The organism is Kitasatospora sp. NPDC049258 (assembly GCF_040678895.1).
Taxonomy (GTDB): Bacteria; Actinomycetota; Actinomycetes; order Streptomycetales; family Streptomycetaceae; genus Kitasatospora.
Map to the genome: position 1 here is coordinate 147360 of NZ_JBFAQT010000009.1, position 23142 is coordinate 170501.

General features: G+C 76.0%; 13 protein-coding genes and 1 pseudogene. 11 read left to right on the top strand and 3 right to left on the bottom strand.

The annotated features are described in order from the left end of the window. Positions 1–23 precede the first annotated feature (23 nt). The 5 genes from AB0K43_RS10895 (at position 24) to AB0K43_RS10915 (ending at position 9096) form a co-directional block, all read left to right on the top strand. Entirely contained in the window at positions 24–2633 is a 2610-nt protein-coding gene (locus tag AB0K43_RS10895; RefSeq protein ID WP_363638120.1) for a lantibiotic dehydratase, read from the top strand. Further along, positions 2630–4570, top strand: coding sequence for a hypothetical protein (locus tag AB0K43_RS10900; RefSeq protein WP_363638122.1), 1941 nt, complete (start codon positions 2630–2632; stop codon positions 4568–4570). Before AB0K43_RS10895 ends, AB0K43_RS10900 begins: the two co-directional genes overlap by 4 nt. Further along, the gene (locus AB0K43_RS10905) at positions 4567–6549 is read left to right on the top strand and encodes a YcaO-like family protein (protein ID WP_363638124.1); all 1983 of its coding nucleotides are present in this window, start codon (positions 4567–4569) and stop codon (positions 6547–6549) included. Before AB0K43_RS10900 ends, AB0K43_RS10905 begins: the two co-directional genes overlap by 4 nt. A 61-nt stretch (positions 6550–6610) precedes the next feature. Next, positions 6611–8110: a hypothetical protein gene (locus AB0K43_RS10910; protein ID WP_363638126.1), complete on the top strand. Its 1500-nt coding sequence runs from the start codon at positions 6611–6613 to the stop codon at positions 8108–8110. Further along, positions 8107–9096 carry a lantibiotic dehydratase C-terminal domain-containing protein gene (locus tag AB0K43_RS10915; RefSeq protein WP_363638128.1) on the top strand — a complete coding sequence of 330 codons (990 nt, stop codon included), beginning with the start codon at positions 8107–8109 and terminating at the stop codon, positions 9094–9096. The genes AB0K43_RS10910 and AB0K43_RS10915 overlap by 4 nt, the downstream gene beginning before the upstream one ends. Positions 9097–9125: 29 nt before the next feature. Here AB0K43_RS10915 and AB0K43_RS10920 read toward each other — a convergent pair whose 3' ends face one another. Then, entirely contained in the window at positions 9126–9836 is a 711-nt protein-coding gene (locus AB0K43_RS10920) for a helix-turn-helix transcriptional regulator (protein ID WP_363638130.1), read from the bottom strand. Positions 9837–10122: 286 nt separating this feature from the next. Here AB0K43_RS10920 and AB0K43_RS10925 point away from each other — a divergent pair, with 286 nt between their 5' ends. Beyond that, on the top strand, positions 10123–13020 hold the full coding sequence (locus AB0K43_RS10925; RefSeq protein ID WP_363638132.1) for an AAA family ATPase: 2898 nt from the start codon (positions 10123–10125) through the stop codon (positions 13018–13020). A 58-nt stretch (positions 13021–13078) separates the two neighbouring features. Here AB0K43_RS10925 and AB0K43_RS10930 read toward each other — a convergent pair whose 3' ends face one another. Beyond that, positions 13079–14431, bottom strand: coding sequence for a lipase family protein (locus AB0K43_RS10930; protein WP_363638134.1), 1353 nt, complete (start codon positions 14429–14431; stop codon positions 13079–13081). Between the two features lie 182 nt (positions 14432–14613). On the opposite strand from AB0K43_RS10930, the gene AB0K43_RS10935 reads away from it, so the two are divergent. From AB0K43_RS10935 to AB0K43_RS10955, 5 genes and pseudogenes are all read left to right on the top strand, one after another. Further along, positions 14614–15915, top strand: coding sequence for a helix-turn-helix domain-containing protein (locus AB0K43_RS10935; protein ID WP_363638136.1), 1302 nt, complete (start codon positions 14614–14616; stop codon positions 15913–15915). 90 nt (positions 15916–16005) lie between these two features. Next, positions 16006–17172 carry a 4-hydroxybenzoate 3-monooxygenase gene (locus AB0K43_RS10940; protein ID WP_363638194.1) on the top strand — a complete coding sequence of 389 codons (1167 nt, stop codon included), beginning with the start codon at positions 16006–16008 and terminating at the stop codon, positions 17170–17172. A 94-nt stretch (positions 17173–17266) separates the two neighbouring features. Continuing rightward, positions 17267–18985: a methyltransferase gene (locus AB0K43_RS10945; protein WP_363638138.1), complete on the top strand. Its 1719-nt coding sequence runs from the start codon at positions 17267–17269 to the stop codon at positions 18983–18985. A gap of 306 nt (positions 18986–19291) precedes the next feature. Then, a pseudogene (locus AB0K43_RS10950) lies at positions 19292–19513 on the top strand (ATP-binding protein); the annotation flags it as partial. A gap of 192 nt (positions 19514–19705) precedes the next feature. Then, positions 19706–22021 (top strand): helix-turn-helix domain-containing protein, encoded by a 2316-nt coding sequence (locus AB0K43_RS10955; RefSeq protein WP_363638140.1) that lies wholly within the window; start codon positions 19706–19708, stop codon positions 22019–22021. A 66-nt stretch (positions 22022–22087) separates the two neighbouring features. Here the strand turns inward: AB0K43_RS10955 and AB0K43_RS10960 are convergent, their stop codons facing one another. Further along, positions 22088–23095: a helix-turn-helix domain-containing protein gene (locus tag AB0K43_RS10960; RefSeq protein WP_363638142.1), complete on the bottom strand. Its 1008-nt coding sequence runs from the start codon at positions 23093–23095 to the stop codon at positions 22088–22090. Between the last annotated feature and the right edge of the window lie 47 nt (positions 23096–23142).

The following is a 23142-nucleotide window of genomic DNA, read 5'->3' on the forward strand; positions in this document are numbered from 1 at the left end:
CCGAGGAAGGTGCTCCCCACGTCATGACCGTCGAGCTGATCCACCCACCGCAGGCGCGGGACGACGACGGCGCCGCCCGGCCGGTGCTCGCCGACACGGCGCTGCTGCGGATCAACCCGCTGCCCGGCCGTCGGCTCGCCTCGCCCACCCTGGGCGTGGCCCTGCGGGCGCTCGCCGCCGCCGAGACCGCGCGCTTCCAGGTCGCCGAGGCGGCCTGCGCGGAGCTGTACGTGCTGGCGGGCGGCCCGGCCGGGCGGGAGCGCCACCGCGCGCTCCAGCTGCGCCGCGACATCCACAACCACCGCGACCCCGAGGCGGCGCTGCTGCCCGGTCCGTGGCCCGAGGCGGTCACGGCCTGGCTCGACGCCCAGCAGCGCAGCCTGCTGGCCCGCACCGCCCTCACCGCGGGGCACCAGGACCTGGTGGCCCACGAGCGGGCGGTGCTCGCGGAGCTGTGCGCGGCCGAACCCTTCCAGCTCTCCCTCGCCCTCAACTCGCCCCAGGTGTTGGACGCGGTGCGCCGCTACCGCTCGGGCGTGAGCGCGCCCTCGGCCCGGCTGCGCAAGTCCGAGCGCGGCATCCTGCAGCACCTCACCAGGGCGATGGTCCGCACCAGCCCGCTGTCCCGGTTCACCGCCGTGGGCTTCGCGCACTGGGCCGAGGACGGCTCCGCGCTGGACGCCGTCGGCTTCGACCGGCAGGCGGCCCGGGCGTACGTCTCCGTCGACCGGGCGCTGTTCTCCTCGCTGGTCAGCGGTATCGGCGAAGACCCCTGGGCCGAGGGCCCCCGGACCGCCCTGCCGCCGGTGGTGGACCAGAACCCCACCCTGCGGCCGAGCGACTTCGAGGTGCGGTTCGTCCGTCGCGGCCGGGGCACGGCAGCACTGGCGAGTACGCCGCTGACCCGCCCGCTGACGGTGCTGCTGGCGCTCGCCGGCCTCGGGCCGATCCGCACCACCGTCCTGGTCGCGGAACTCGCGCGTGAGCTGGACGTGCCCCGCCCGGCCGCCCTGCGCTTCGTCGCCAACGCGCTGGCGGCGCAGCTGCTGCTCCCCGGGCCGGCCGTCGCCGAGCAGCTGGTGGACCCGCTGCCCGCCGCACTCGCCGTGCTGGCCGAGCGGGCGCCGCAGGCCGTACCGGCGCTGGACTCCGTCGCCCGGAGCCTGGCCGAGATCGCCGGGAGCGGCGTGGCCGGGCGCAGGTCGGCGCTGGCCCGCCTGGAGGAGGCCGGGACCGGGCTGAACGCGCTGTCCTGGCGGCCCGCCCGGCTGCACGTCAACGAGGACCTGGTGCTGCCGCCGACCCCGGTCTGCGCCCGCGGGTACGAACAGGCCCTGGCCGACCTGGCCGAAGTGACCTCGTTCCTCTCCGTCTTCGACCGGCACCACGAGGTCCGGGCCCTGCTCGGCACCGCCTTCGCCGACCGCTTCGGCCCCGGCGCCGAGGTCGGCCTGCTGGCGGCCGCCCCCGACCTGGTCGCCATGGTCTACCGCCGGGAGAGCGCGCTGGGCGTCGGCAACGCCGCCGAGTTCGGCCCCGAGGACGGCGCCCTGCTGGAGCTGCTGGAGCTGCGCGCCGAGGCGCTCGCCCACATCACCACGGCCGTCGAGGACGCGGGGGACGTGGCGCAGGTGGGGCTGGACCCGGCGGTGCTCGGGTCGTTCGCCCGCCGCCTGCCGGGCTTCTTCCGCCGCTCGGCGTCCTCGTACGCCCTGCTGGTCCAGCCCGTGGACGGCCGACTGGTCGTCAACGACTGCTACGGCGGCAGGGGGCTGCTCGGCAGCCGTTTCCTCGGCTCGGACCGGGAGCTCGGCGGCGACGCGGCCGAGCGGACGGCCGCCCGGACGCTGCGGCTGCTGGGCGGCGACGGCAGTGCCGTCCTGGAGGACCGGGGCCTGCACGGGTCCAACATCAACCACCGGGTCGCCCTGCTGCCCGGGACCATCACCCCGGAGGACTGGGCCGGCGTACGGGTCGCCCACGACCCGGCCACCGGGGCGCTGACCCTGCGCGACCGCGCCGGCCGGCGGATCACCCCGGTGTCCTGCGGGATGAAGTGGTCGGAGCTGCTGCCCGAACCGCTGCGTGTCGCGATGTGGCTGGCCGACAGCGGTCGGGTCACCCTCGACCCGCTCGCCGCCGTGCGCTCCGCCCGGCTGCGTGCGGACGGCGACCGGCCGGCCACCATGCGCCTGCCCCGGCTGGCTGCCGGTCAGGTCGTGCTCCAGCGCCGCCGCTGGTACGCCGGGACGGACTTCCCGGAGGCGGCGGAGAGCAGGACCGAGGCCGAACACCTGATCGCGCTGACCACCTGGCGGGCGGCCCACGGGGTGCCGGAGGAGGTCGTCGCCAAGACACCGCTCGGCGGTCTGCCCTCCCGCCAGGGAGCCGAGGGCGTCAGCGCCTACGTCAAGTCCCGCCGCCGGGACAAGCCGCAGTACCTCGACCTGGGCAGCGCGCTGATGGCCCGCGCCCTGCCCCGGCTGATGGACCGGCGCGGCCGCGGCTACCTGGAGGAGGCGCTGCCCGGCGTCCGGGCCGCCCGGCACGCCGTCGAGTGGGCGGTGGAGTTCGACCTGCCCGGCGCCGCCGATCCGCGCTCCACCCCGCACTCCGAGGAGACCGTCCGATGAGCCAGGCCACCGCACCCGCGCCCCCGCCCGCGACGGCCGCGCCGGCGTCCGCCGCGCGGTCGGCACCGACCCGGCGCGACCCGGCGGCCCGGGTGAAGCTCCGCCCCGGCACGCACTTCGCGCCGGTCTCCCGCGGGGTGCACGTCTCGCACGTGCGGCGCTCGTTCGTGCTCTCCGGGCCGCCCGCGCTGTACCCGCTGATCGACGGTCAGCTGGGGCGGCTGGCCGACGGCACCTCGGTCGACGAACTGGTGGCGGCCGGTGGCTCGGAGTCCGCCCGCCCGGTCCTGGACCACGTGGTGCGCACCCTGCTCGACCAGGGCGTCCTGCTGGACCTGGCGGCACTGACCGTCGGCGAGCCGGACCAGGACACCGCCGCCCGGTACGCCGATGTGCTCGCCCACCTGGAGGACCACAGCGACGACCCGTACGCGGTCTTCGCCCGGCTGCGCGCCTCGACCGTCGAGATCCACGGCTCCGGCCCGGCCGTGCCCGGTCTGGTCCGCGGGCTCGCGGCGTACGGGATCGAGCAGGTCGGCGTGACCGAACCGGGCTCCCGGGGCGGGTCGGACCCGGACCTCGTCGTCCTCGTCCTGGCGGAGGACTTCGCCGTCCGGCTCGCCGCTCCCCCGCCCGGGCGCGCCGTGCTTCCGCTGCTCACCCTGGACGACGTCGCCGTGGTCGCCGGGCCCGGTGCGCCGGGCTCGTTCGCCGGCCTCCCCGCGGCGGTGGACCGGGCCCGGGCCTGGGCGGGGCTGGAGCCCGGCGCGGCGGCGCCGCCCACGATGAGCGCCGTACTCGCGGGGGCGCTGGCCGCCCGGGCCTGCTTCGAGGCGTTGACCGGGTTGACCACCCCGCTGCCGGAGACCGCCGACGGCCCGGCCCCGGTGGCCGACCAGGTGACCGGCCGGATCGCCGGCACCGGCGCCGACGCCGACGCCGGCACTCGCACTGGCACTCGCACTGGCACCGACGCGCCGGAGGGCCTGGCGCCGCACCACCTCACGCTCGTCTGGGGCCACACCCTGGAATCCCGCCGGCTCCCGGCCCCCCGGCTGCACACCGCCCCGGCGGCGGCCCGGTGGGACGGCCCGGACGTGGCGGCGTCGCTGGCCTCGACCGGCGCCGGGCGGGGCAGCGGCCCGGACGCCCTGTCGGTGTTCCGTACGGCCGCCGCCCTGACCGCCCGCTGGACGGGACCGGCCCGGCTCGAACGGGATCTGGACCTGCCGCAGATTCCCGTCGCGACCGCCTCCACCCGCTTCCTCGACGGCGGGGGCGAGTTCCTCGGCTGGGGCCCCACCCGGGCGGTCGCCGGGGTCGACGCCCTGCTCACCGGGCTGCGCGACCCCGTGACCCTGGACGCCCTGGCGCACCACGCCCAGCCGCCCGCCGACGGCCGGCTGGTGTCCTGCGCCGGTGTCACGGAGCAACTCTGGGTGCTGGACGGCCTGTTGCGGCTGCTCGCCGAGCAGTCACCGGACCCGTCCGGCGTCATCGAGATCGACTGGCAGGACGCCACCCACCCGGAGATCCAGTCGCTGTGGGGCGCGCTGCTCGACCACTTCGACGTGCCGGTGGCCCTGCGGACCGAGCCGATGCCGGAGCTCGGCGGCTCGGTGGCGACCGCGGTCCGGACCACGGACGGGGCGGTCCTGGGCCGCCAGTGGGGCCCGGGCACCCAGTCGGCGGTGCACGCCGCGCTGGTGGAGGCCTGCGCGAGGGTGCAGACCGAGGTGTTCCGGAGCCCCACCCGGGCCGCCGAGACCGGCAGTTGGGTGCTGCACGCGCTCCCCGCGCCCCGGGTGGCGGCGCTGGCCTCCCGGGCGGTCGAGCTGCTGGACCGACCGGGCCGCCGGGTGCGGGCGCACCGGCTGCTCAGCGACGGTGTGCTCGACCGGCTCCCGCTGGTCTGCGGCCTGCTGGAGTGGCGATGAGCGCGCCGCACCGGGCGGCGCCGTCGACCGACGCGCCCGCCCGCACGCTGCTCGGCCCGGGCGCCCCCGACGGCTGGGACTGGGACGGCTGGGCGGCCCACCCCTCGGTCGGCCTGCTCGCCGTCAGCGGCGGCTGGGATCAGCGCTGGGAGTCCGAGGCGCTGGCCGAGGCGCGGCTGCTCGGGGTCGGGCTGCTGTCGGTCCGGGTCGCCGACGACGCCGTGGTGGTGGGTCCGCTCTGGGGCCCGCTCCCCCAGGACGGCACCCCGGTCTCGTGCGCGGGCTGCGTGGTCACCCGGCTCTCGCACCGGCACCGTCCGGAGGGCGAGGCCCTGGTGGACTTCGCGGCCGCCGCGAGTGCGGCCGCCGCGGGCGGCTCGGCCGTGGGCGGCTCGGCGCGGGGCCCGGCCGCCACCCGGCACCGGCCGGCCCGGCGCCCCGGATCCCCCTGGCTGGCACAGGCCGTCGGCGCGTACGGGCAGGTGGTCGGCGCCGCGCCGCTGGGCCCGGGGGAGCTCGTGGTGCTGCGTGGCGACGGCACCGTCCGGCGCCACCGGGTGCGCCGCAGCTACCGCTGCCCCGTCTGCGGCACCCCGCGCGCCGCCCCCGGGGCTCCGGCCGCGCCGCCGCCGGCACCGACCCGGCACCCGCGCCCCACCGACGCCGCCGTCCCCACCCGCGCAGGTTCGCCCTACGGCATGGACCCGGACCGGATGTGGCACGCCCTCGCCGACTCCCGGTTCGGGCCGGCCGTCCGGGTCGGCCGGGACGCGCACGTGCCGTTCGCGATGTCCGAGGTCCAGCTGCTCGGCGGCGCGCCGGCCGGTCACGGCAGGGCCCGGACCTACCGCGAGGCCGAGGCGGTCGCCTACCTGGAGGCGTACGAGCGGATGGGCGGCTACCCGCACGCCGCACCGCTGGTCACCGCGCGCACGGCGCGCGAGCTCGGCGACACCGCGCTCGACCCCGCGCGGCTGGGCACCTACACCGCCGAGCAGCTGGCGCACCCGCTGAGCCGGGTCCGCCCGTGGACCGCGGACACACCGATGGACTGGGTCTGGGGGCACCGGCTGCACGACGGGGCGCCGCTGCTCGTCCCGGCCGACGCCGGCTTCTACCAGTACCGCTACCCGCCGCGCTCCCCGGGCGACCGCCGGCTGAACCACGTCCTGGAGTCCTCCAGCGGCTGCGCGCTGGGATCCTCGCCGGAGGAGGCGGCCCTCCAGTCACTGCTCGAACTGGCCGAGCGCGACGCCTTCCTGATCGGCTGGCACCGGCAGCGACCGCTGCCGGTGATCGACCCGGCCACGGTCACCGATCCGCAGAGCCGCCTGCTGCTGCGGATGGCGGCGGCCCGCGGGTACGAGGTGCACCTGCTCGCCGCGTCCGCCGACATCCCGCTGCCGGTGGTGTGGGCGCTCGCGGTACGGCCCGACCGGAAGCTGCCGGCGACCTTCAGCACCGCCGGCTGCCACCCCGATCCCGAGGTGGCCGTCCGGTCCGCGCTGTGGGAGCTCGCCCAGCTCACCGAGAACGGGCTGACCTGGGATCCGGCGACCACCGAGGCGATGGTGGAGGACCCCTGGCTGGTGACGGATCTGATGGACCATCCGCGCCGGAACGCCGATCCGCGGCTGCTGCCCCGGGTGGAGACGGTGCTGGGCGGTGCCCGGCGGACGCTGGGCGAGGCGTTCCCCGGCTGGCCCGAGGTCTACCGGCAAGCCGCGGGCGGGGACGTCAACGGCGGGCTGGAGTTCGTGGCGGAGCTGTACCGGCGGGCGGGCCTGGCGGAGATCGTGCTCGTCGACCAGTCCACGCCGGAGCACGGCGACGCCGGCCTGGCGGTGGTCAAGGCCGTCGTGCCGGGCATCGTCCCGATGTGCTTCGGCCAGGTCCACCAGCGCTTCGGCGGGCTGCCGCGTCTCCTGGGTGCCGGGCCGGGCCCGGCCGAGGCGCTCGACCCGCACCCGTTCCCCTGATCCGTCCGGCGGGCCCGGCCCGCACCGTCCCGCCGCCGAACCACCATGACAGGAAGCGACGTTGACCGAGACCGACGTGCGCCGTTTCGCCTACCGACAGGGCCCGGGCAAGGGACTGTTCGGCGGGGCGATCGAGATCGACGACTCCGCACCGACCACCGCCGCGCTGCCGCCGGCGGCCGCCAGGGGCGCGACCGGTCACCCCCTGCCGCACGGCACGGTGGCCCTGCTGCGGGCGGCCCCGTACCCGCACGGCCGCACCGAGACCGCCACCGCCGACCGCGCGGGCCACGTCCTGCTCACCGCCTTCGGGCTGCAGCGCCGGGAGCCCTCCAACCGCTTCAACGACCACCGGGTGGTCGCCTCGGTGCGCAGCAAGTTCCCCGTGCACGTCTTCACCGTCTCCGGCCGCGGGGCCGGCTACCTGGACCTCTACCGGCACGCCCTGGTCGACCTCGACCTGCCGAGCTCCGAAGTGCCGCCGCCGCTGGGCGATCTGGACGTCGTGCTCGCGGCCCGCTACACGGACCTGCCGACGCCGTACGGGCGGTTGCGCTGCGCGCTGGGTGACCTGGAGACGGGGATCAACATCCGCAGCCTGCTGGTCGCCGCCCAGCTCGCGGGTGTCCGGGCCCAGCTCTCGCTGGACGGGGACGGCTCGGCCGCCGCCGCCCGGATGATCCGCGCCGCCGGCCCCGGGCGCTGGTCCGCCCCGGCGCGGGTCGCGCTGTCCGGCCTGGTGGCACCCATCGGCGGGCAAGCACTTCCGGGCACGGCGGCGGACCCCACCGTCTTCGAGGCACCGGACCGGTTGCTGGCCGCCGAGACCGGGCACCCGTCGCTGGACGAGGCCGAGCAGGTCAACCGGCACCGCTTCGCGGCCCGGCTCCCGCTCGCCGCGCCGGCGCCCGGCATCCCTTCCGCCACGGCCGCCGCCGCACCCGCCGGCACCGGCTGGGACGGCGTGTTCTGGAACAGGTCGGCGGGCCGGGTGCCCGACCGGCTGTCGGGCTTCTCCGGCCGGCCGGTCCGGCTGCCGGAGTCGGCCGTGCAGGAGTTCCTCGCCTGGGCGGCCGTACCGGCCCCGAGCCCCGAACTGGCGGAGATCGGCCAGCGGGTGCGACTGCTGGTCGCCCTGCAGAACGTCGGCGGCCGGTTGACCGGCTACTACGAGGTGGCGCGGGACGGACTGCGGCCGGTACGGGAGGACCCGGCGGTGATGAACTCGCTGCAGGCGGCGTTCGGCTACCCGGTCTCCCCCGGGACGGACTGCGGGCTGCGGCACGCGTCGATGGTGTGGACCTACGCGGTCGACGTGCCCGCGCTGCTCGCCGACCTCGGGCCGGCGGCCTGGTCGCTGCTCCAGTTGTGGTGCGGCTGGACGGCGCACGGGCTGGAGCTGGCCGCGGCCGCGCTGGGCCTGTACGCGCGGCCCGCCCGCTCCTACGACGAGTTCCGGGTGCAGCGGCTGGCCGCTCTCCCCCGCCGGACGGTGCCGGTGTTCATGACCGTGTGCGGGCGCTCGCGGTTCGCCGAACCCATGCTGGACCTGCGGACATGACCATCGACCCCGCTGCCGGCTGGCAGAGCTGGCACGTGCACCTGGCCGCCTTCGGCACGGACGTGATGGACCGGGCCGTCGCGCAGGCGGTGGCGCCGGTGGTCTCCCGGCACGCCGTGGCGCCGGCCACCGGCGGCCGGCGGCCCTGGTTCTTCGTCCGCTACTGGCAGGGCGGCCCGCACCTGCGCCTGCGGATCCACGGCCCGGACGAGGAGGAGGCCCGCCAGATCGAGCAGCAGCTGGCACGGGCGGTGGCCGCGGTCGACGCCGCGATCCCGGCCGGGCGCCGCCTGACGCCCCACCAGTACACGGCCGCGGTGGGTGCGCTGGCGCGGACCGGTGAAGGCACCGGCGCGCTGGATCCGGGCACCCTGCGTCCACCGGGCGTGGTCCGCGCCCGGTACGAGCCGGAGACGGACCGCTACGGCGGCGCCGGGCTGCTCGGCCTGAGCGAGCAGCTGTTCCACCTGTCCAGCGGCGTCGCCCTCCGCGCCTGCCTCGCGCCGCGCGGCCGGCAGCAGGTCTTCGGCCAGACCCTGGCCGCGACCGCGGTGACGGCGTCCGCACTCCCCCGGGCCGAGATCCGCCCCTTCCTGGAGTCGGTGCGGGACGGCTGGGAGAGCTGGGCCCGCTCGTACGTCCGCGATGGCGGACCGACCCGGCCGCCCGGCGGCGACGCCGACGACGGTGCGGGCGGCGGGGGCCCGGAGGCCGATCGGCTGCGGGCCCAGGCGGAGCAACTCCGCTCGGCGGTGCCCGAGTTGCTCCGGCTGATGGGCGAGCCCGGTGCGCCGTGGGACACCTGGGCCGACCCGCTGCGTGCCGCCCTACCGGTGTGGAGCACGGCGCCGGGAGGGCGGCGGCGGGCGCACGGCATCCTCGGTTCGCATCTGCACATGACGGCCAACCGCCTCGGCGCGGGGGCCGGCCAGGAGGGCCGGACGGCCGCACTGCTGCTCCTGCTGACCGGGAGCGAACTGCCCTGACCGGCCGCGATGCCGAGGGGGGCGCCCGGTCAGGGCGATTCGCAGGCCGCCCGGCGCGCGGCGACCAGGCCCAGGCAGGCGGCGACCGCCCCGGCCTGGAATCGGCTGACCGCGCCCAACTCCCGCAGAATTTCCGCCACATGGCGGCGGCAGGTGCGCAGCGACACGCCGAGCTTGCGGGCGATGACCGCGTCCTTGGCCCCCTCGGCCAGCAGCTCCAGGATGCGCTGCTTGATGTCGTCCTCGGTGAGCACGGCGCGGTCACCCAGCTCGCCACGGGCCGCCGCGCCGCCCCAGACGGTGCCGAACAGGCCCCGCATGGTGCGGACGCTGACGGGTTCGCGGACCACCGCGAGCAGCGGTTCGTCCGGGCCGCCACCCGCGGGGACGAGCACCGCGTGCCGGTCCACGATCAGCAGGTCGTGCGGGAGCCGGCGCGCCGTCCGGACCGCGACCCGGTCGGGATCCAGCTCGTCGAGCCACGGGGCGACCTCCGCCACCTTGCACGTGCCGTCGATCAGCGCCCGCAGGCGGTCCGGATGTTCGGGCCCGGAGAGCGCCCGGTGGACCAGCCCGGGCAGCGGTGAGCTCGCCCAGTCACCGGACCCCATCCACAGCAGCTCGCCCGGGTGGCCGCTCGTCATCTCCCGCAGCAGGTCGAGCGCCGCGGCGAGGCCCACCAGCGTCGAGTTGTACCCGGATCCGCCGGAGCGCTGCCGGCCGAACTCGATCTGCGTCATACCGCCTCCGTGGAGGGGCCGACAGCAGGGAGACCACCGCCCGCATCAGAGCAGGCAGTTCTCTCCGGTCGGCACCCTGTGGGCACCTGTCGGCCCGGCCGGCGAGCCGGGCTCAAGCAGGGAATCTAGGGGGCACAAGGGCGGGCCTACTATCCGTAATACTACTGAAGCGACCTTACGTAGATCCCTGGTTGGGCATAGTCTCTGTCCTGCTCTGGGCGTCATCCGCCGGCCAGCAGAGCGTGCCTCTTCTCCTGGCCGGCGCGGCTGGAAGGGGGTGGCCGACGTGCAGGAGCATTTCGCACGACAGATCCCGCCCACGACGCTGATCGGGCGCGACCCCGAACTGCGCTACTGGGAGCAGCTCCTGGACCGGCTGCCGGCCGGCGGCGGCTTCGTCGAGGTGGCCGGCGAGCCCGGCATCGGCAAGACCCGGCTGCTCGCGGAGTTCGTCTCGCGGGCCGTGCGGCGGGGCGTGCGGGTGCTGTCCGGCCGGGCGACCGAGTTCGAGTCGGACGTGCCGTTCCAGGTCTACCGGGACGCGCTGGGCGGCCGGTTGGACGACGCGCTCGGCCCGCTCGTGCCGCCGGACGCCGCCGGCCCTCCCCACGGTCGGGCCGGATCACCGGAGCTGCTGGACGTCGAGCGGTTCCGGGTCTGCCAGGCCGTCGGCCACCTGCTGCGACGCATCGCCGAGGACGAGCCCACCGTCCTGGTGCTGGAGGACCTGCACTGGGCCGACCCGAGGTCGGTGGAGCTCACCGACCATCTGATCCGGCACCAACTGGCCTGCCCGCTGCTCCTGGTGGTCTCCCATCGGCCCCGCCAGCTGCGGCCCCGGCTGCTCGGCACGCTCGCCAGTGGCTTACCCGGCACGGAGGTGCACCGCCTGGCGCTGCGCCCGCTGACCGCCGAGGACTGCGCCGAACTGGTCGCGGTGGTGAAGCCCCGGGCGAACGCCAGGGACCTGTACCTCCAGTGCGGCGGGAACCCGCTGCTCCTGCTGGCCCTGACGGACACCGACCGCCGCCCGGGTGCGGACCAGCCCGGCGCCGACGGCGGCTTCGAGCAGCCGACCGACCGCCTGCTGGGCGAGATCGCCGGGCTGCGGCCGGACGCGGCACTGCTGGCCGCCACGGCCGCCGTGCTGGGCGACAGGTTCTCGGTGGACTCGCTCCACGCGGTGTCCGAGCTCCCGCTTGACCGGGTGCTCGCCGCGGCGGCCGACCTGGTGCGCCGCGACCTGCTGCGCGCCGTCCCCAGCACCGCCCTCTTCAGCCTCCGCCACCCGCTGCTCGGTCGCACCGTCTACGAGCACAGCGACCCGGTCTGGCGCCTGGGCGCGCACCGCAGGGCCCTGGCCGAGCTCACCGACCGGGGCGCCCTGGCCACCGAGCGGGCCACCCACGTGGAGCGCTCGCTGAGCGGGCACGACCAGGCCGCCGCGAACACCCTGGAGCAGGCCGCCCTGGAGGTGCTGCACACCCTGCCGCAGGCCGCCGCGGGTTGGCTGCAGGCCGCGTTACGGGCGTTACCGGACCATCCGGGCACCGGCTCCCAGCGGTTACGGCTGCTGCTGACGTGCAGCCAGGCACTGCACACCGCCGGACGGCTCACGGAGAGCCGCACGCTCATCCAGGAGGTGCTGCGGCAGAAGCCGACCGGACCGCACCGCGGCCGTGCCCGCGCCGAGGTGGTGACGGTCTGCGCCCGGACCGAGCGGATGCTGGGCCACTACCCCGAGGCCACCGCCGTGGTCGAGGCCGAGCTCGCCGAGCTCACCGCCGAGGCATCACCGGAGGCCGTCGAGCTGATCCGGGAGTACGGCGCGACGAGCATCCTGCGGGGCGACTACTCGCAGGCGATTCCCGTGGTCGAGTCGGCCCTGACGATGGCGCGCGGCCTCGGCTACGCCGTCGGCGAGGCCGGCGTGCTGGCGCTGAGCGGCCTCGGTCAGGCCCATCTCGGCGACACCCCGCGGGCCGTGCGCGAACTCGCCCGCAGCGCGGCGCGGACGGACGCGCTGCCCGACGCGCAACTGGCCTCGTCCCCGGAGACGCTGACCCAGCTCGGCTGGGGCGAGCTGCTGACCGAGCGCCACCCCGAGGCACGCCGCCACCTGGAGCGCGGTCTCGACCTGGCGCGCCAGGGCGGGCAGAGCCATCTGCTGCCGCACCTGCTGCTCGGTCACGGCTTCCTCCAGCTGTGGACCGGGAGCGTGGCGCAGGCCGGCCGGACGGCCGAGGAGGCTTCCGAGGCCGCCCGCGATCTGGGCAACAAGGACCTGCTCGGGCTGGCCCTGGCGCTGGAGGCGAGCTGCCTGCTGTGGGCGAACGGCGCGGCGGAGTCGGGCCGGGCGGTGGAGCTGGCGTCGCGGGCCGTCCACACCGGTCCGTACCCCTCGACCTGGTGGAGCTGCGTCGCGGCGGGGGTGCTCGCCCAGGCCTTGCTCATGGTCGGGCAGCACTCCCGGTGCAGCCGAGTCCTCCTGGAGGCGGGCGGCGGCTCGGACCTGCCGCTGGTCCCCGCCGGCAACCGGCCGTCCTCGTACGCCATGCTGTCGGCGGCGGCGCTCCAGGGCGGCAACCGCTCGGCGGCGCGCGGCTGGGCCGCCCGGGCGGAGTGCGCGGCCCGGGCGGTCGCGCTGCCGGCCCAGTACGCCTACGCGGAGCGGGCCCGGGCGGCGGTGCTCGCCGCCCAGGCGGACACCGAGCAGGCGGCGCTGCTGTTCGACTCGGCCGTCGACCGCTTCCGGGCGAGCGGCATGAAGGTGCAGTGGGCGTGGACGCTCGCCCTGGGCGCCCCGTTGCAGGCCGCCAACGGGCAGCCGGCCCGAGGGGAGGCGTGGCTGCGCGAGGCCGGCGAGCTGGCCGACGAGACCGGGGCCGTCCGGGTCAGGGAGCAGGTCGAGGCGGCGGGGCGCTGCCGGAGCGGAGCCGGCGCACCCGCCGCCCCCGGCACCGACCTCACCTCGCTGACCACGAGGGAGCGTCAGATCACCGACATCCTGACCACCGGCGCCCGGACCAAGGAGATCGCCGGCGCGCTGTTCCTGAGCCCCCGCACGGTGGAGACCCACCTCGCCCGGATCTACCGCAAGCTGGGGGTGTCCTCGCGGCTCGCGCTGGTGGCGGCGCTGGCCGCCCAGCCGCCCGGCGCCCCCGCCGTCGACCACCGGAGCTGAGCCCCGCCGCGTGGATCCGGGTGCGGCGGGGTCTCGGGCGTGCCGGGTGCCTGCGTCGTCAGGAGGTCGGCGCCGGCTGCTCCGGGGCCAGCGAGTTCCCCGCGGGGATGTGGCCGCAGTCGGAGGGGGCGGTCCGGCCCGCGAACCGGTCGTTGAGCCAGCCCAGGGCGATGGGTGCCCAGACGACGGGGACGCCCACATGGCTGAGCAGGTCGAACTGCTGGAACTTGATCGGTGCGTTGCCGGTGGCGCAGTACTGCCGGGCGAGGGCCCGGACGTCCCCGGCGACCATGACCCCGTCACCGGTCCCGATCCCAGGGGGGTTGCCGAACGTCCCCTCCAGGACGCCGCCGTCCCCCTGGGCGAGGTGGCCGGGCACGGTCGGGGTGGGGGCCGAGCCGAGGTTGATCCGGTTCACCGCCGCGAGGAAGGCCGGCACCGAGTTCGGGTCGGCGTACTGCGGCTTCGCCATCTTCTTCCAGGTCAGCCCCGGGTAGTGGCCCACGGCGTCGATGATCGAGCCCTGCTCCAACTGCTGGTACACGGCCAGGCCGTAGTCGCTCAGGTAGGGCTTGAGGTCGATGCCGAAGGAGCGGGAGACTCCGATCACCGCCATCGGGATGACACCGCTCCACACCAGGGAGCCGTCCACGTACTTGAGGTTGTGGGCCGGGTCCACCAGCAGGCCGCCCTCGGTGTAGCCGACCAGCCTGCTGTTGACCTCGGGTGCGTAGCTCGGGGCGAGTGCGGCCGCCCAGTCGGTCGCGATGGCACCGCCGGAGTAGCCGATCAGGCCGAAGGTGGTGTCGGCGCTCAGGCCGGTGGCCGTGGACCTGGTCGCGGCGCGGATCGAGTCCAGGGTGTTGGTCGCGTACTCCGGGCCGGCCGCGAAGTCGGCGCGCTGCCCCTCGGTGTCCGGGATCACGAGGTTGTAGCCCTGCGCCAGCAGCGGCACCAGGAAGAGGGCCTCGGCGTTCGGGATCAGCCCGCCGAGCGAGAGGTCGCCGGCGACGGCCCGGGACGGGCTGTCCTGCGGGTCGAGGGAGTCGTAGAACGACTGGTACGACACCGCCTTGCTGCCGTCGCCCGTCAGGCTCCGCACCACCGTGGTGACGTTGGCGGCCGGGCGGCCCTGCGCGTCGGTGGTGCGGTAGAGCAGCTGGATCGCCTTCACCGGGCTGGGCAGCCCCAGGAGGTGGTACGGCAGGGTCCGGGTCCGCAGGACGGTGCCCGGCGCGAGCGAGGCCAGGGGCACGCTGCCGTCGTAGGTGTAGAACGGGTCGCCGGCCGCGGCCGCCGTCGGTGCGGCTTCGGCTGCCGCTGCGGCCGGGCCTGCGGTGGCCGCCGTGGCCGCCATGGCCATCGCGGCGGTGAGGGCGGCGGCGAGCAGCCGAGACGTGTTCGTGCGCATGACTCTCCCGGTTCGTGGGGGTGGGCTCAGCGGGATCCGGTGGGGGTGGGGGTGGGGGCGTGCCTCTGGTGGTCCGACCGGCACGCGTGTTACCAACTGGTAAGTAACGTCCCGGAAAACATGATGGCGGCGGTACGGCGCCGTGTCCCCGGGCCGTACACCAGAGATTCGCGAGGTGGATTGTGACCGCGTCCAACCCGGCGGACCGCGACCCGGCGCCCCAGCTCGGCGGCGTCCCCGTCCACGAGCGGCTCAGGGCCGCCGCGGCGGCCCTGGCGCCCGCGGTGATGGCCCGGCTCGTCGAGCAGCTGCCCGCCTACGGGGCGCTTCCCTCCGAGCAACTGCGCGGCGAGGTCACCCGGGAGGTGGACCGCGGTATCCGGGCCTTCACCGAGGTGCTGCGCACCGGCGAGCTGCCCGAGGAGACCGAACTGGCGAGGATCAGCGAATCGTCGGCCCGGCGCGCGGACGAGGGCGTACCGCTGGAGGCCGTCGTCGGGGCCTACCACTTCGGTGCGCAGGAGTGCGCGGCGCAGGTCCTCGCCGAAGCCCGGCCGGGCGACCTGCCGGACGTGCTGCTGATCCAGCGGCGGCTGCTCGACTACCTCCGGCTGGTGAGCTGCGCGGTCGCGGCCGGGTACGTCCAGGAGCGGCAGGCGGCACTGGGCGACGAACAGGTCGCCCGGCAGTCGCTGCTGTCCAGGCTGCTGGAGGGCGGCGACCCGCGGACCGCCGCCGACCGCGCCGGACTCCAACTGCCGCCCTGCTACCTGATCCTGGGCATCACCATGGGGCCGCACCCGGACGAGCTGCTGCCCGGGGTGAACCACGCCGTCGCCGCCCGCCGCAAGCTCCGCCGGCTGCGCAACGAGCTTCAGCGCCGGACCACGGGCGTCCCGCTGTCCGTGCTGGCCGGGAACGGCGGGCTGGTGCTGATCCCCTCCGACACACCCCCCGGCGACCTCGACGGCCCGGCGCGGGAGCGGCTCTCCCGGCTGCTCGAACACCTCGGCCGGGCGTGCGGCGCCGAGTTGCTGGTGGCCGCGGCCGCCGCCGCACCGGACGCCGTCGCGGACGCCGCCCGACTGGTGGGCGAGGTACGGGAGGTGGCGCAGGCAGCCGGTCGCGGACCCGGGCTCTACCTGCTCGACGACGTCCTGCTGGAGTACCAGCTGAGCCGCCCGGGCCCCGCCCGGGACAGGCTCGGCGCCCTGCTCGCCCCACTGGCCCGGCGTCCCGAACTGCTCGACACGCTGCGCGCCTTCCTCGCCTGCGGCCTCGACCGGCGGCGGGCGGCCGCCCGGCTCCAGGTGCACCCCAACACGGTCGACTACCGGCTGCGCAGAGCCACCGAACTCACCGGCCTGGACGCCGCCCGGGGCACCGACCAGCTGACGCTGCGCGCCGCGCTGGCCGCCCACGACACCGCCCGGCACGGTGACCCGCGATCGGCCGCCACAGGCCCGCGGCGTCCATACGGGTGAATCTGCCCCTTTCAGGACGTTTACCCCTGTCTATGATCCATTTTCGTGACGGACAGTCAGAACACGAGAACATTACGCAACCGGACCGACGTGCTCATCCTCGGCGCCGGACCGGCCGGGCTGACGCTCGGGAACCTGCTGCACGCGAGCGGGATCGACTGCGTCGTCCTGGAGCGCGCCACCCGCCCGCAGGTCCAGGCCCGTTCCCGCGCCGGCTTCCTGGCGGCGAACACCGTACGGATCCTGGAGCGGCACGGCCTGGCCGAAGGCCTCCGGCTGCGCGGCCGGGAGCACGCGACCTGCGAGTTCCGCACCGAGGACGGCCGGTTCCGGCTCGACTACGGCAGCCTGGGCCGGGGCGAACGGCACACCGTCCACCCGCAGCACGAACTGGTGACGGACCTGCTGACGCACTACCTGGACCGCGGCGGCCGGGCGTACTTCGGCACCGAGGCGCTCACCGTGCGGGACGCGGACGGCACACGGCCCACCGTCACCGTGCGGGAGGCCGACGGCCGCACCGGCACCTGGCGGAGCAGGTACGTCGCCGGCTGCGACGGCCGGCACGGCGCCGCCCGGCGCTCGATCCCACCCGGCGCGGTCCGCCGCCATCACCTCGACCACGGCCTCTCGTGGCTCGGCCTGCTCGCCGAGGCGCCCCCGAGCCTGGACGCGGTGGCCTACGCGGTGCACCGCCGGGGCTTCGCCGGGCACATGGCCCGCACCCCCGAGGTCACGCGCTACTACCTGCAGTGCGAGCGCGGCACCTCACCCGACGCGTGGTCCGAGGACCGGATCTGGGACGAACTGGCCCTCCGGATGCGGGCCGCGGAGTACGGCCCGCTGCGCCGCGGCCGGATCGCCCACCGCGCCGTGGTCGACCTCGCATCCGATGTGCTCGAACCCCTGCGCCACGGCGCCCTCCTGCTCGCGGGCGACGCCGCGAGCCTGCTCAGCCCATCCGCGGCCAAAGGCGCGAACCTCGCGGTCCTGGAGGCCGAGCTCCTCGCCGGCGCCCTGATCGACGACCTCAGGCACGGCCGGCCCGAGGGGCTGGCAGGCTACTCGGCGCGGTGCCTGGCCCACATCTGGCGCGCGCAGGAGTTCTCGCAGTGGATGCTCCGGCTGCTGCACGGCGCCCCCGGCCCGGCCGACGAGTCGTCGTTCCACGACGCGCTGCGCCGCTCCCGGCTCGCCTCCCTGGCCACCTCGCGCAGCTGCCAGGACTGGTTCGCCGAGCACTACGTCGGCGTCTGAGGCCTCCCCACCCGCACCGCCCACCCGCGCACCCGCGCACCCGAATGCCCTCCTTCCCCCCTTCACCCGACCACCGAAACGAGGACGCTTCGCCATGACCACATCGTTCAGGACCGACACCGACCGCTTAGCCGAGACGGTCGACTTCGTCCGGGAGCAGGACGCCGCCGCCCTGCTGCCGCTCCTGCTGCCCGGCCTGGACGCCCTGGAACTGCGGGCGCTGGTGGACCGCTGCCGCCTCTCGCACGCCGCGCTCCTGGTCTTCCCGCCGGCCCCCGAGGCACTGCGCACCCTCCTGGCCGCCTGCGGGCTGCCCGCCGACGTGGCCCCCCGACCCAGCGTGGTCGTCCGGGAGCGGGTCGCCGCGCGGTACCGCCGCGACGCCGCGGCGCTCGACGTGCAGATCCTCCGCCCGCCCGTGGCCGGCCCGGACGGCACGGACCGGACGGTCGAGGTGTTCACCCTGACCGTGCCGCCCGGCTCCGATCTCGCCGGGATCGCCGAGCAGGAACGCGTCCGGGAGCACGAGGCGCACCTCGCCTTCGAGATCGAGCACCCGGATCCGCTGGTCCTGCGCGGCATGTGCGCGATCTTCGCGCGGCACGGCGCGACCGCCGACGGCGGCGGGTACAACCCGCACGAGGACGGCACCGTGTTCTACTTCACCGCGCCCGCCGACTCGAAGGCCGGATACCGGCGGGTGGAGCTCTACGCGCCCGGCGACCACCGGGACGTGCTCGCCACCCACCTGGACGAGCACCGGGCCCGACACTCTGCCGAAACGCTCCTGCGCCTGATGACCGGAGCGTGGACGACCCAGGCGCTGGCCGTCTTCGCCGAACTGCGGGTGCCCGACGCCATGCACACCGGGTCGGGAGCCGGCGCCGAGACGCTGGCGCAGGCGGTCGGCGCCGAGCCGGAGAGCCTGGCGGCACTGCTGCGCTACCTCGCCATGGTGGGCGTGGTGGCGACCGACCGGGACGGCTTTCGCCTCACCGAACTCGGCGCGCTGCTCCGCGCGGACGCCCCGGGCTCCGTCCGGCCACTGGCCCTGCTGTACGGCGGGCCGTTCTACCGGTCCTTCGGCGCGCTCGGTCACACGGTGCGGACCGGGGAGGTCGCCTTCGACCACCTCTTCGGCGAGAACCACTTCGACCACTTCGCCCGCCACCCCGAACTCGCCGAGCTCTTCGACCAGTCCATGGCCGCCGGCTCACGGATGTTCGAGCCGCTCACCGAGCACCCCGTCGTCACGGCCGCGAGCAAGGTGCCCGGCCCCCGGACCGTCGTCGACGTCGCGGGCGGGAACGGGGCCCTGCTCGGCCGCATCCTCGCCGCCCACCCGCGCCTGGACGGTGTCCTGCTCGAACGCCCGCACGTCGTCGAAGCCGCGCGCCGCTCCCTGGACGCCGCCGGCCTCGGCGGGCGCTGCGCCTACCGGGTGGGCGACTTCGCGGACGTACCGCCGGACGGAGACGTCTACATCCTCTCCCGCATCCTGCACGACTGGGACGACGAGCGGTGCCGCGAGATCCTGCGCCACTGCGCCCGCGCCATGCCCGCCGACGCCGACCTGCTGATCGTCGAACGCGTGCTGCCCCCGGACGACTCGGCCTCGCTGGCCACGGCCTGGGACCTCCACATGCGCTGCAACGTCGGAGGCCGCGAACGCCGCGCCGACCACTACGCCCGCCTGCTCGCCGACGCGGGGCTCACCCTCGTCGGCCACACGCCGCTGCCCCTGGACGGCAGCGTGCTGCACGCCCGCCCGACTCCCGCCCTCCACCCCGCCCTCCACCCCGCCGGCCGCTAGCACCGGCCCACCGTGCGCCTCCCGCCGTCGGATACGGCGGGAGGCGCGGCGCGGCCGGGACCTCAGTGGACCGATCGGGCCGCCCGGACGATGACGTCGGTGACGACCTCGGGGCGGGCCGCCGGGAACAGTCGTCGACATCGACGTAGTTGTACCCGACCTTGTCGAGACCGTTGGATATGGAGGGAGGATTGGTGGCGGGAAGGGGTTGGCGACCGGCAGCGGGACATCCGATCTACTCAGGAATCGAATCGGCCAGGACGGAAGGGCCTGGATTGCCAGGTGGTCGAGCTGGACAGCCCGTCCATCACCGACCGGACGGAGTCCACGGATCCTGTCCTCCGTAGGTCCACCACCGACGCCGATGTCGGCCGCCTGATCCGCAACACCTCCAAGGTGCCGCTGACCCGCGGAACGATCGGCACGGTCGCGTACTCGACAGATCCGGAGACGCGCGCCGAGTTGCGGGACTTGGTTGCCGGGCGACGGGTAGGACAGATCGAGGGGGAGCACGGCCACCGCGGCTGATGACCACTCACCACTTCCACACGAGGCACCCGAGCCGTCCGGCCAATGCGAGCACATGCTGTCCGCTGGCCTCGTTCAGTCGTCCACCCCGCTCCCGCCACGGTGTGGCGTCGGATTCGTGGTCGAAGCCAGCTTCCTCCCAGGTCAGAGCCACCCACCGGTATGATGATCCCTCACCTATCGGGGGGTCAGATGATCCAGTCGGAGCTGCCGGCCCTGGGGCCGCTGCTGCGCGCGCACCGCCACGACGCCGGGTTGACCCTGGAGGAGCTGGCGGAGGGGTCGGGCGTCAGCGCCCGCGCCATCGGCGACATGGAGCGCGGCCACAGCCGTGGCCCCCAGGCCCGCACCGTCCAGGCCCTCGCCGCCGCCCTGGGGCTCACCCCGGCCGCCACCGAGGAGTTGCTGGACGCGGCCCGCGCGGGCCGGCGGCGCCAGCAGGCCGTCGCGGCACCTGGCCTCTGCGACCTGCCGCCCTCGGTAACCGACTTCACCGGCCGCGAGACCGAGACCGCCTGGCTCGGACGGAGCATCACCGCCCCGGCGGGTCCACCGGTCTCGATCGTCTCCGGCGCGCCCGGTCTGGGCAAGACCGCCCTGGTCGTGCACGCCGGGACGCAGCTGGTCGGCCGGTTCGCGGACGGCTGCTTCTTCGTCGACCTGCGCGGTCTGGATGCCGAACCCGTCGCGCCGCACGACGCCCTGGCGCGCCTGCTGCGGGCGCTGGGCGTCCGTGAACGCGACCTGCCGGCCGAGACCGACGAGCGCCGCGTGCTCTATCGGCGCCTGATGCGGGAACGGGAGGCCCTCGTCGTCCTCGACAACGCCGCCCACGAGGCCCAGGTGCGCGCCCTGTTGCCCGGACCGGGGTCGAGCAGGCTCTGGGTGACCAGCCGCCGCACGCTCGCCGGGATCGAGCACGCGCGGCGGCTCGTCCTGGCGCCGCTGCCCGTGTGCGCCGCCACCGAGCTGCTCGCCGCCATCCTCGCGCAGCGCGAGGACGACGCGGCCGGTGCGGACGGGTCAGCCGCCCCGGACGGCTCCGGCCCGGCGGCGCTGGCGCGGATCGCCGAGCTGTGCGGTCACCTGCCGCTGGCGCTGCGCATCGCGGGCAACCGGCTGCTGAGCCGGCCCGCCTGGAGCGCGCGCGGCCTCGCCGAGCGGCTCGGGGACGAGGACCTGCGCCTCCAGCGCCTGACCGCCGGCGATCTGCGCATCCGCTCGGCGTTCCGGCTCTCCTACGAACAGCTCTCCGAGCCGGTGCGGCGCCTCTTCCGCCGGCTGGCGCTCGTCCCGGGGCCGGACTTCGGCCCGGGGGCGGGCGCCGCCCTCACCGGCCTGGGCCCGGACCTCGTCGAGGAGATGCTCGACGAGCTCCTCGACCTGGGCCTGCTCGGCCACACCACCACCGACCGGCTGCTGTTCCACGACCTCCTGCGGCTCTACGCGCGCGAGCGGCTCCTGGAGGAGGAGAGCTCGCAGGATCGCGCCGCCGCCGAGGCGGCCCTGCACCGCTGGCTGCTCGACACGGCGGCGGCCGCCGGCCAGTGGTTCCAACCCGGCCCGTCGCCGCCCGACGGGGCGGCGACCGACGGGGAGACGCCGGCCGGCGGGTTCGGCTCGGCGCGGGCCGCGCAGGCCTGGCTGGAGACCGAGAGCGTCAACTGGCTGGCCGCGCTGCGCGTCGCGGCCGCGGCCGGCCGCCACGGCGAGGTGGTGCGGACGGCGGAGTCCATGCACTGGTTCTCCGACCGCTGGACCAACTGGGGCCACTGGCCCACGGTCTTCGGGCTGTCCCGCACGGCGGCCCACGCGCTGGGCGACGACGTCCTGACGGCCACCCACGCCAACTACCTGGCCTGGGCTGTGCACTACTGCTCGCACCAGCCCCGGGAGTCGTCGGCGATCGCGGAGCAGGCCGCCGAACTCGCCCGCCGGGGCGGGGATGTCACCCAGGAGGCGTGGGCGCACTTCTACGCGGCGGCGGCCGCCGTCCAGCTGGGCGGGCTGGACGAGGCGGTCCGCCGGGCTCGGCGGGCGGCGGCGCTGTTCGCGACGGCGGGCGACCGCGAGGGTCACCCGCAGGCGCTGCTGGCACTGGCCTCCGCCCAGGCCGACACGGGCAGCCACCGGGACGCGGTGGCCACCACCGACGCCATCCTGGGCCTGCTCGCCGACCCGGCCACCGCACCCGCCGCGCACATCGGCGACTTCACCCGGACCAACGCGCTCGCCCAGCAAGGGAAGGCGCTGCTGGCGCTCGGCCGGCCGCGGGAGGCCGAGCAGGTGTACACGGAGGCACGCCTGGTGGGCGCGCGGGTCGAGGTGCCGCTGCTCCAGGCCATCGCCGCGCTCGGCCAGGCGCAGGCCCTGGCGGAGCTCGGGGAGCGGGAGCGCGCCCTCGGGGCCGCGCGGGAGGCCCGGGAGTTCGCCGAGACCGCCGGGGACCCGGCCCGGCTGGCCGAGGCGACCGCCCTGCTGACCGCGTTGGCTGACGTCGAAAACTGACCCGCCCGGCTCGGCCCGACCGGCTCCCCCCGGGCGGCCCGGGCCACCCGGACGGACGGTGCCGGGTCACAGCGGGTGACGCCGGGCCGGACCGTCTCGGGCCGGGTCGCACCGATCGGCCGGGCCGAGCACGGTGGGCCAGGTGCCCGGCTCCCGGGCGCCCGCCTGCCACTCGCGCGGAGTGACTCCGTAGGTGGCCCGGAAGACCCGGCTGAAGTGGCTGGTGCTCACGAACCCCCAACGCCCGGCGACGGCCGACACCGTGGCCGGCCGGGCCGACGGCCGGGCCAGGTCGCGCCGGCACATCTCCAGGCGCCGGCGCTGGATCCAGCGGCCCACGGTGACACCCTCGAACTGGTAGAGCTTGTGGAGGTAGCGCACCGAGAAATGATGGGCGGCCGCGATCCCCTCCGGGGTGAGACCGGGGTCGCCGAGCCGCCGCAGGATGTACTCCTTCGTCCTGGCGATCGTGGCGCGCACCTCCTCGGGCACCGGCCGGGCCGCCCGTCGGCGGTGTTCGTGGGCGAGGACGGTGAGCAGGTCCTGGGCCGTGGTCACGAGCCGGGCGGCCACCTGCGGGTCCAGCGAGAGCACCGGACGGGCCAACAGCCCCAGATAGGTGGCGGCCAGCGCAGCCGTCCCGGTGTCCGTCCCGAAGGCCGTCCCGGACAGCTCCAGCAGATCGTCCTCGGTCGGTCCGGCAGCCTCCCGGGACCAGTGGAAGGCCGTGCCGGAGAAGTCCTCCGACACCTCAAGAACGACCGGGCGACCGGCCCGGGCGACAGCGAACGCGCCCGGCCGCAGCGGCAGGCGGCCGCCGTCCAGGAACAGGGCGGCCGTGCCATGGTGCGGGAGGACAAGGGTGACGTGCTCGCCCTGCCCGCACAGGACAGTGCTGCGGCCGTGCGCGGCCGGCCACGGAGCGGCCACGATCGAGGAGATCCGCAGCGGGCCGAGCCGGTGGCCGGCGATGCTCGCGGCGTGGGGAACGGCCCGGGGCGGTGCCGGCTGCTGCGCGCCGGCCGGCGCGGGCACCGCGCCGGGTGACGGCGGGGCGAGGGTGAGGACAGGCATCGGTACTCCTGCGGCGGCCGCCGGGTGGTGTCCTGGAGGTCGCGTTC

Coding starts and splice junctions, on each gene's coding strand:
- AB0K43_RS10945 (WP_363638138.1), top strand. CDS start 17,267: ATGACCACATCGTTCAGGACCGACACCGACCGCTTAGCCGAGACGGTC.
- AB0K43_RS10905 (WP_363638124.1), top strand. CDS start 4,567: ATGAGCGCGCCGCACCGGGCGGCGCCGTCGACCGACGCGCCCGCCCGC.
- AB0K43_RS10930 (WP_363638134.1), bottom strand. CDS start 14,431: ATGCGCACGAACACGTCTCGGCTGCTCGCCGCCGCCCTCACCGCCGCG.
- AB0K43_RS10915 (WP_363638128.1), top strand. CDS start 8,107: ATGACCATCGACCCCGCTGCCGGCTGGCAGAGCTGGCACGTGCACCTG.
- AB0K43_RS10960 (WP_363638142.1), bottom strand. CDS start 23,095: ATGCCTGTCCTCACCCTCGCCCCGCCGTCACCCGGCGCGGTGCCCGCG.
- AB0K43_RS10920 (WP_363638130.1), bottom strand. CDS start 9,836: ATGACGCAGATCGAGTTCGGCCGGCAGCGCTCCGGCGGATCCGGGTAC.
- AB0K43_RS10900 (WP_363638122.1), top strand. CDS start 2,630: ATGAGCCAGGCCACCGCACCCGCGCCCCCGCCCGCGACGGCCGCGCCG.
- AB0K43_RS10955 (WP_363638140.1), top strand. CDS start 19,706: ATGATCCAGTCGGAGCTGCCGGCCCTGGGGCCGCTGCTGCGCGCGCAC.
- AB0K43_RS10895 (WP_363638120.1), top strand. CDS start 24: ATGACCGTCGAGCTGATCCACCCACCGCAGGCGCGGGACGACGACGGC.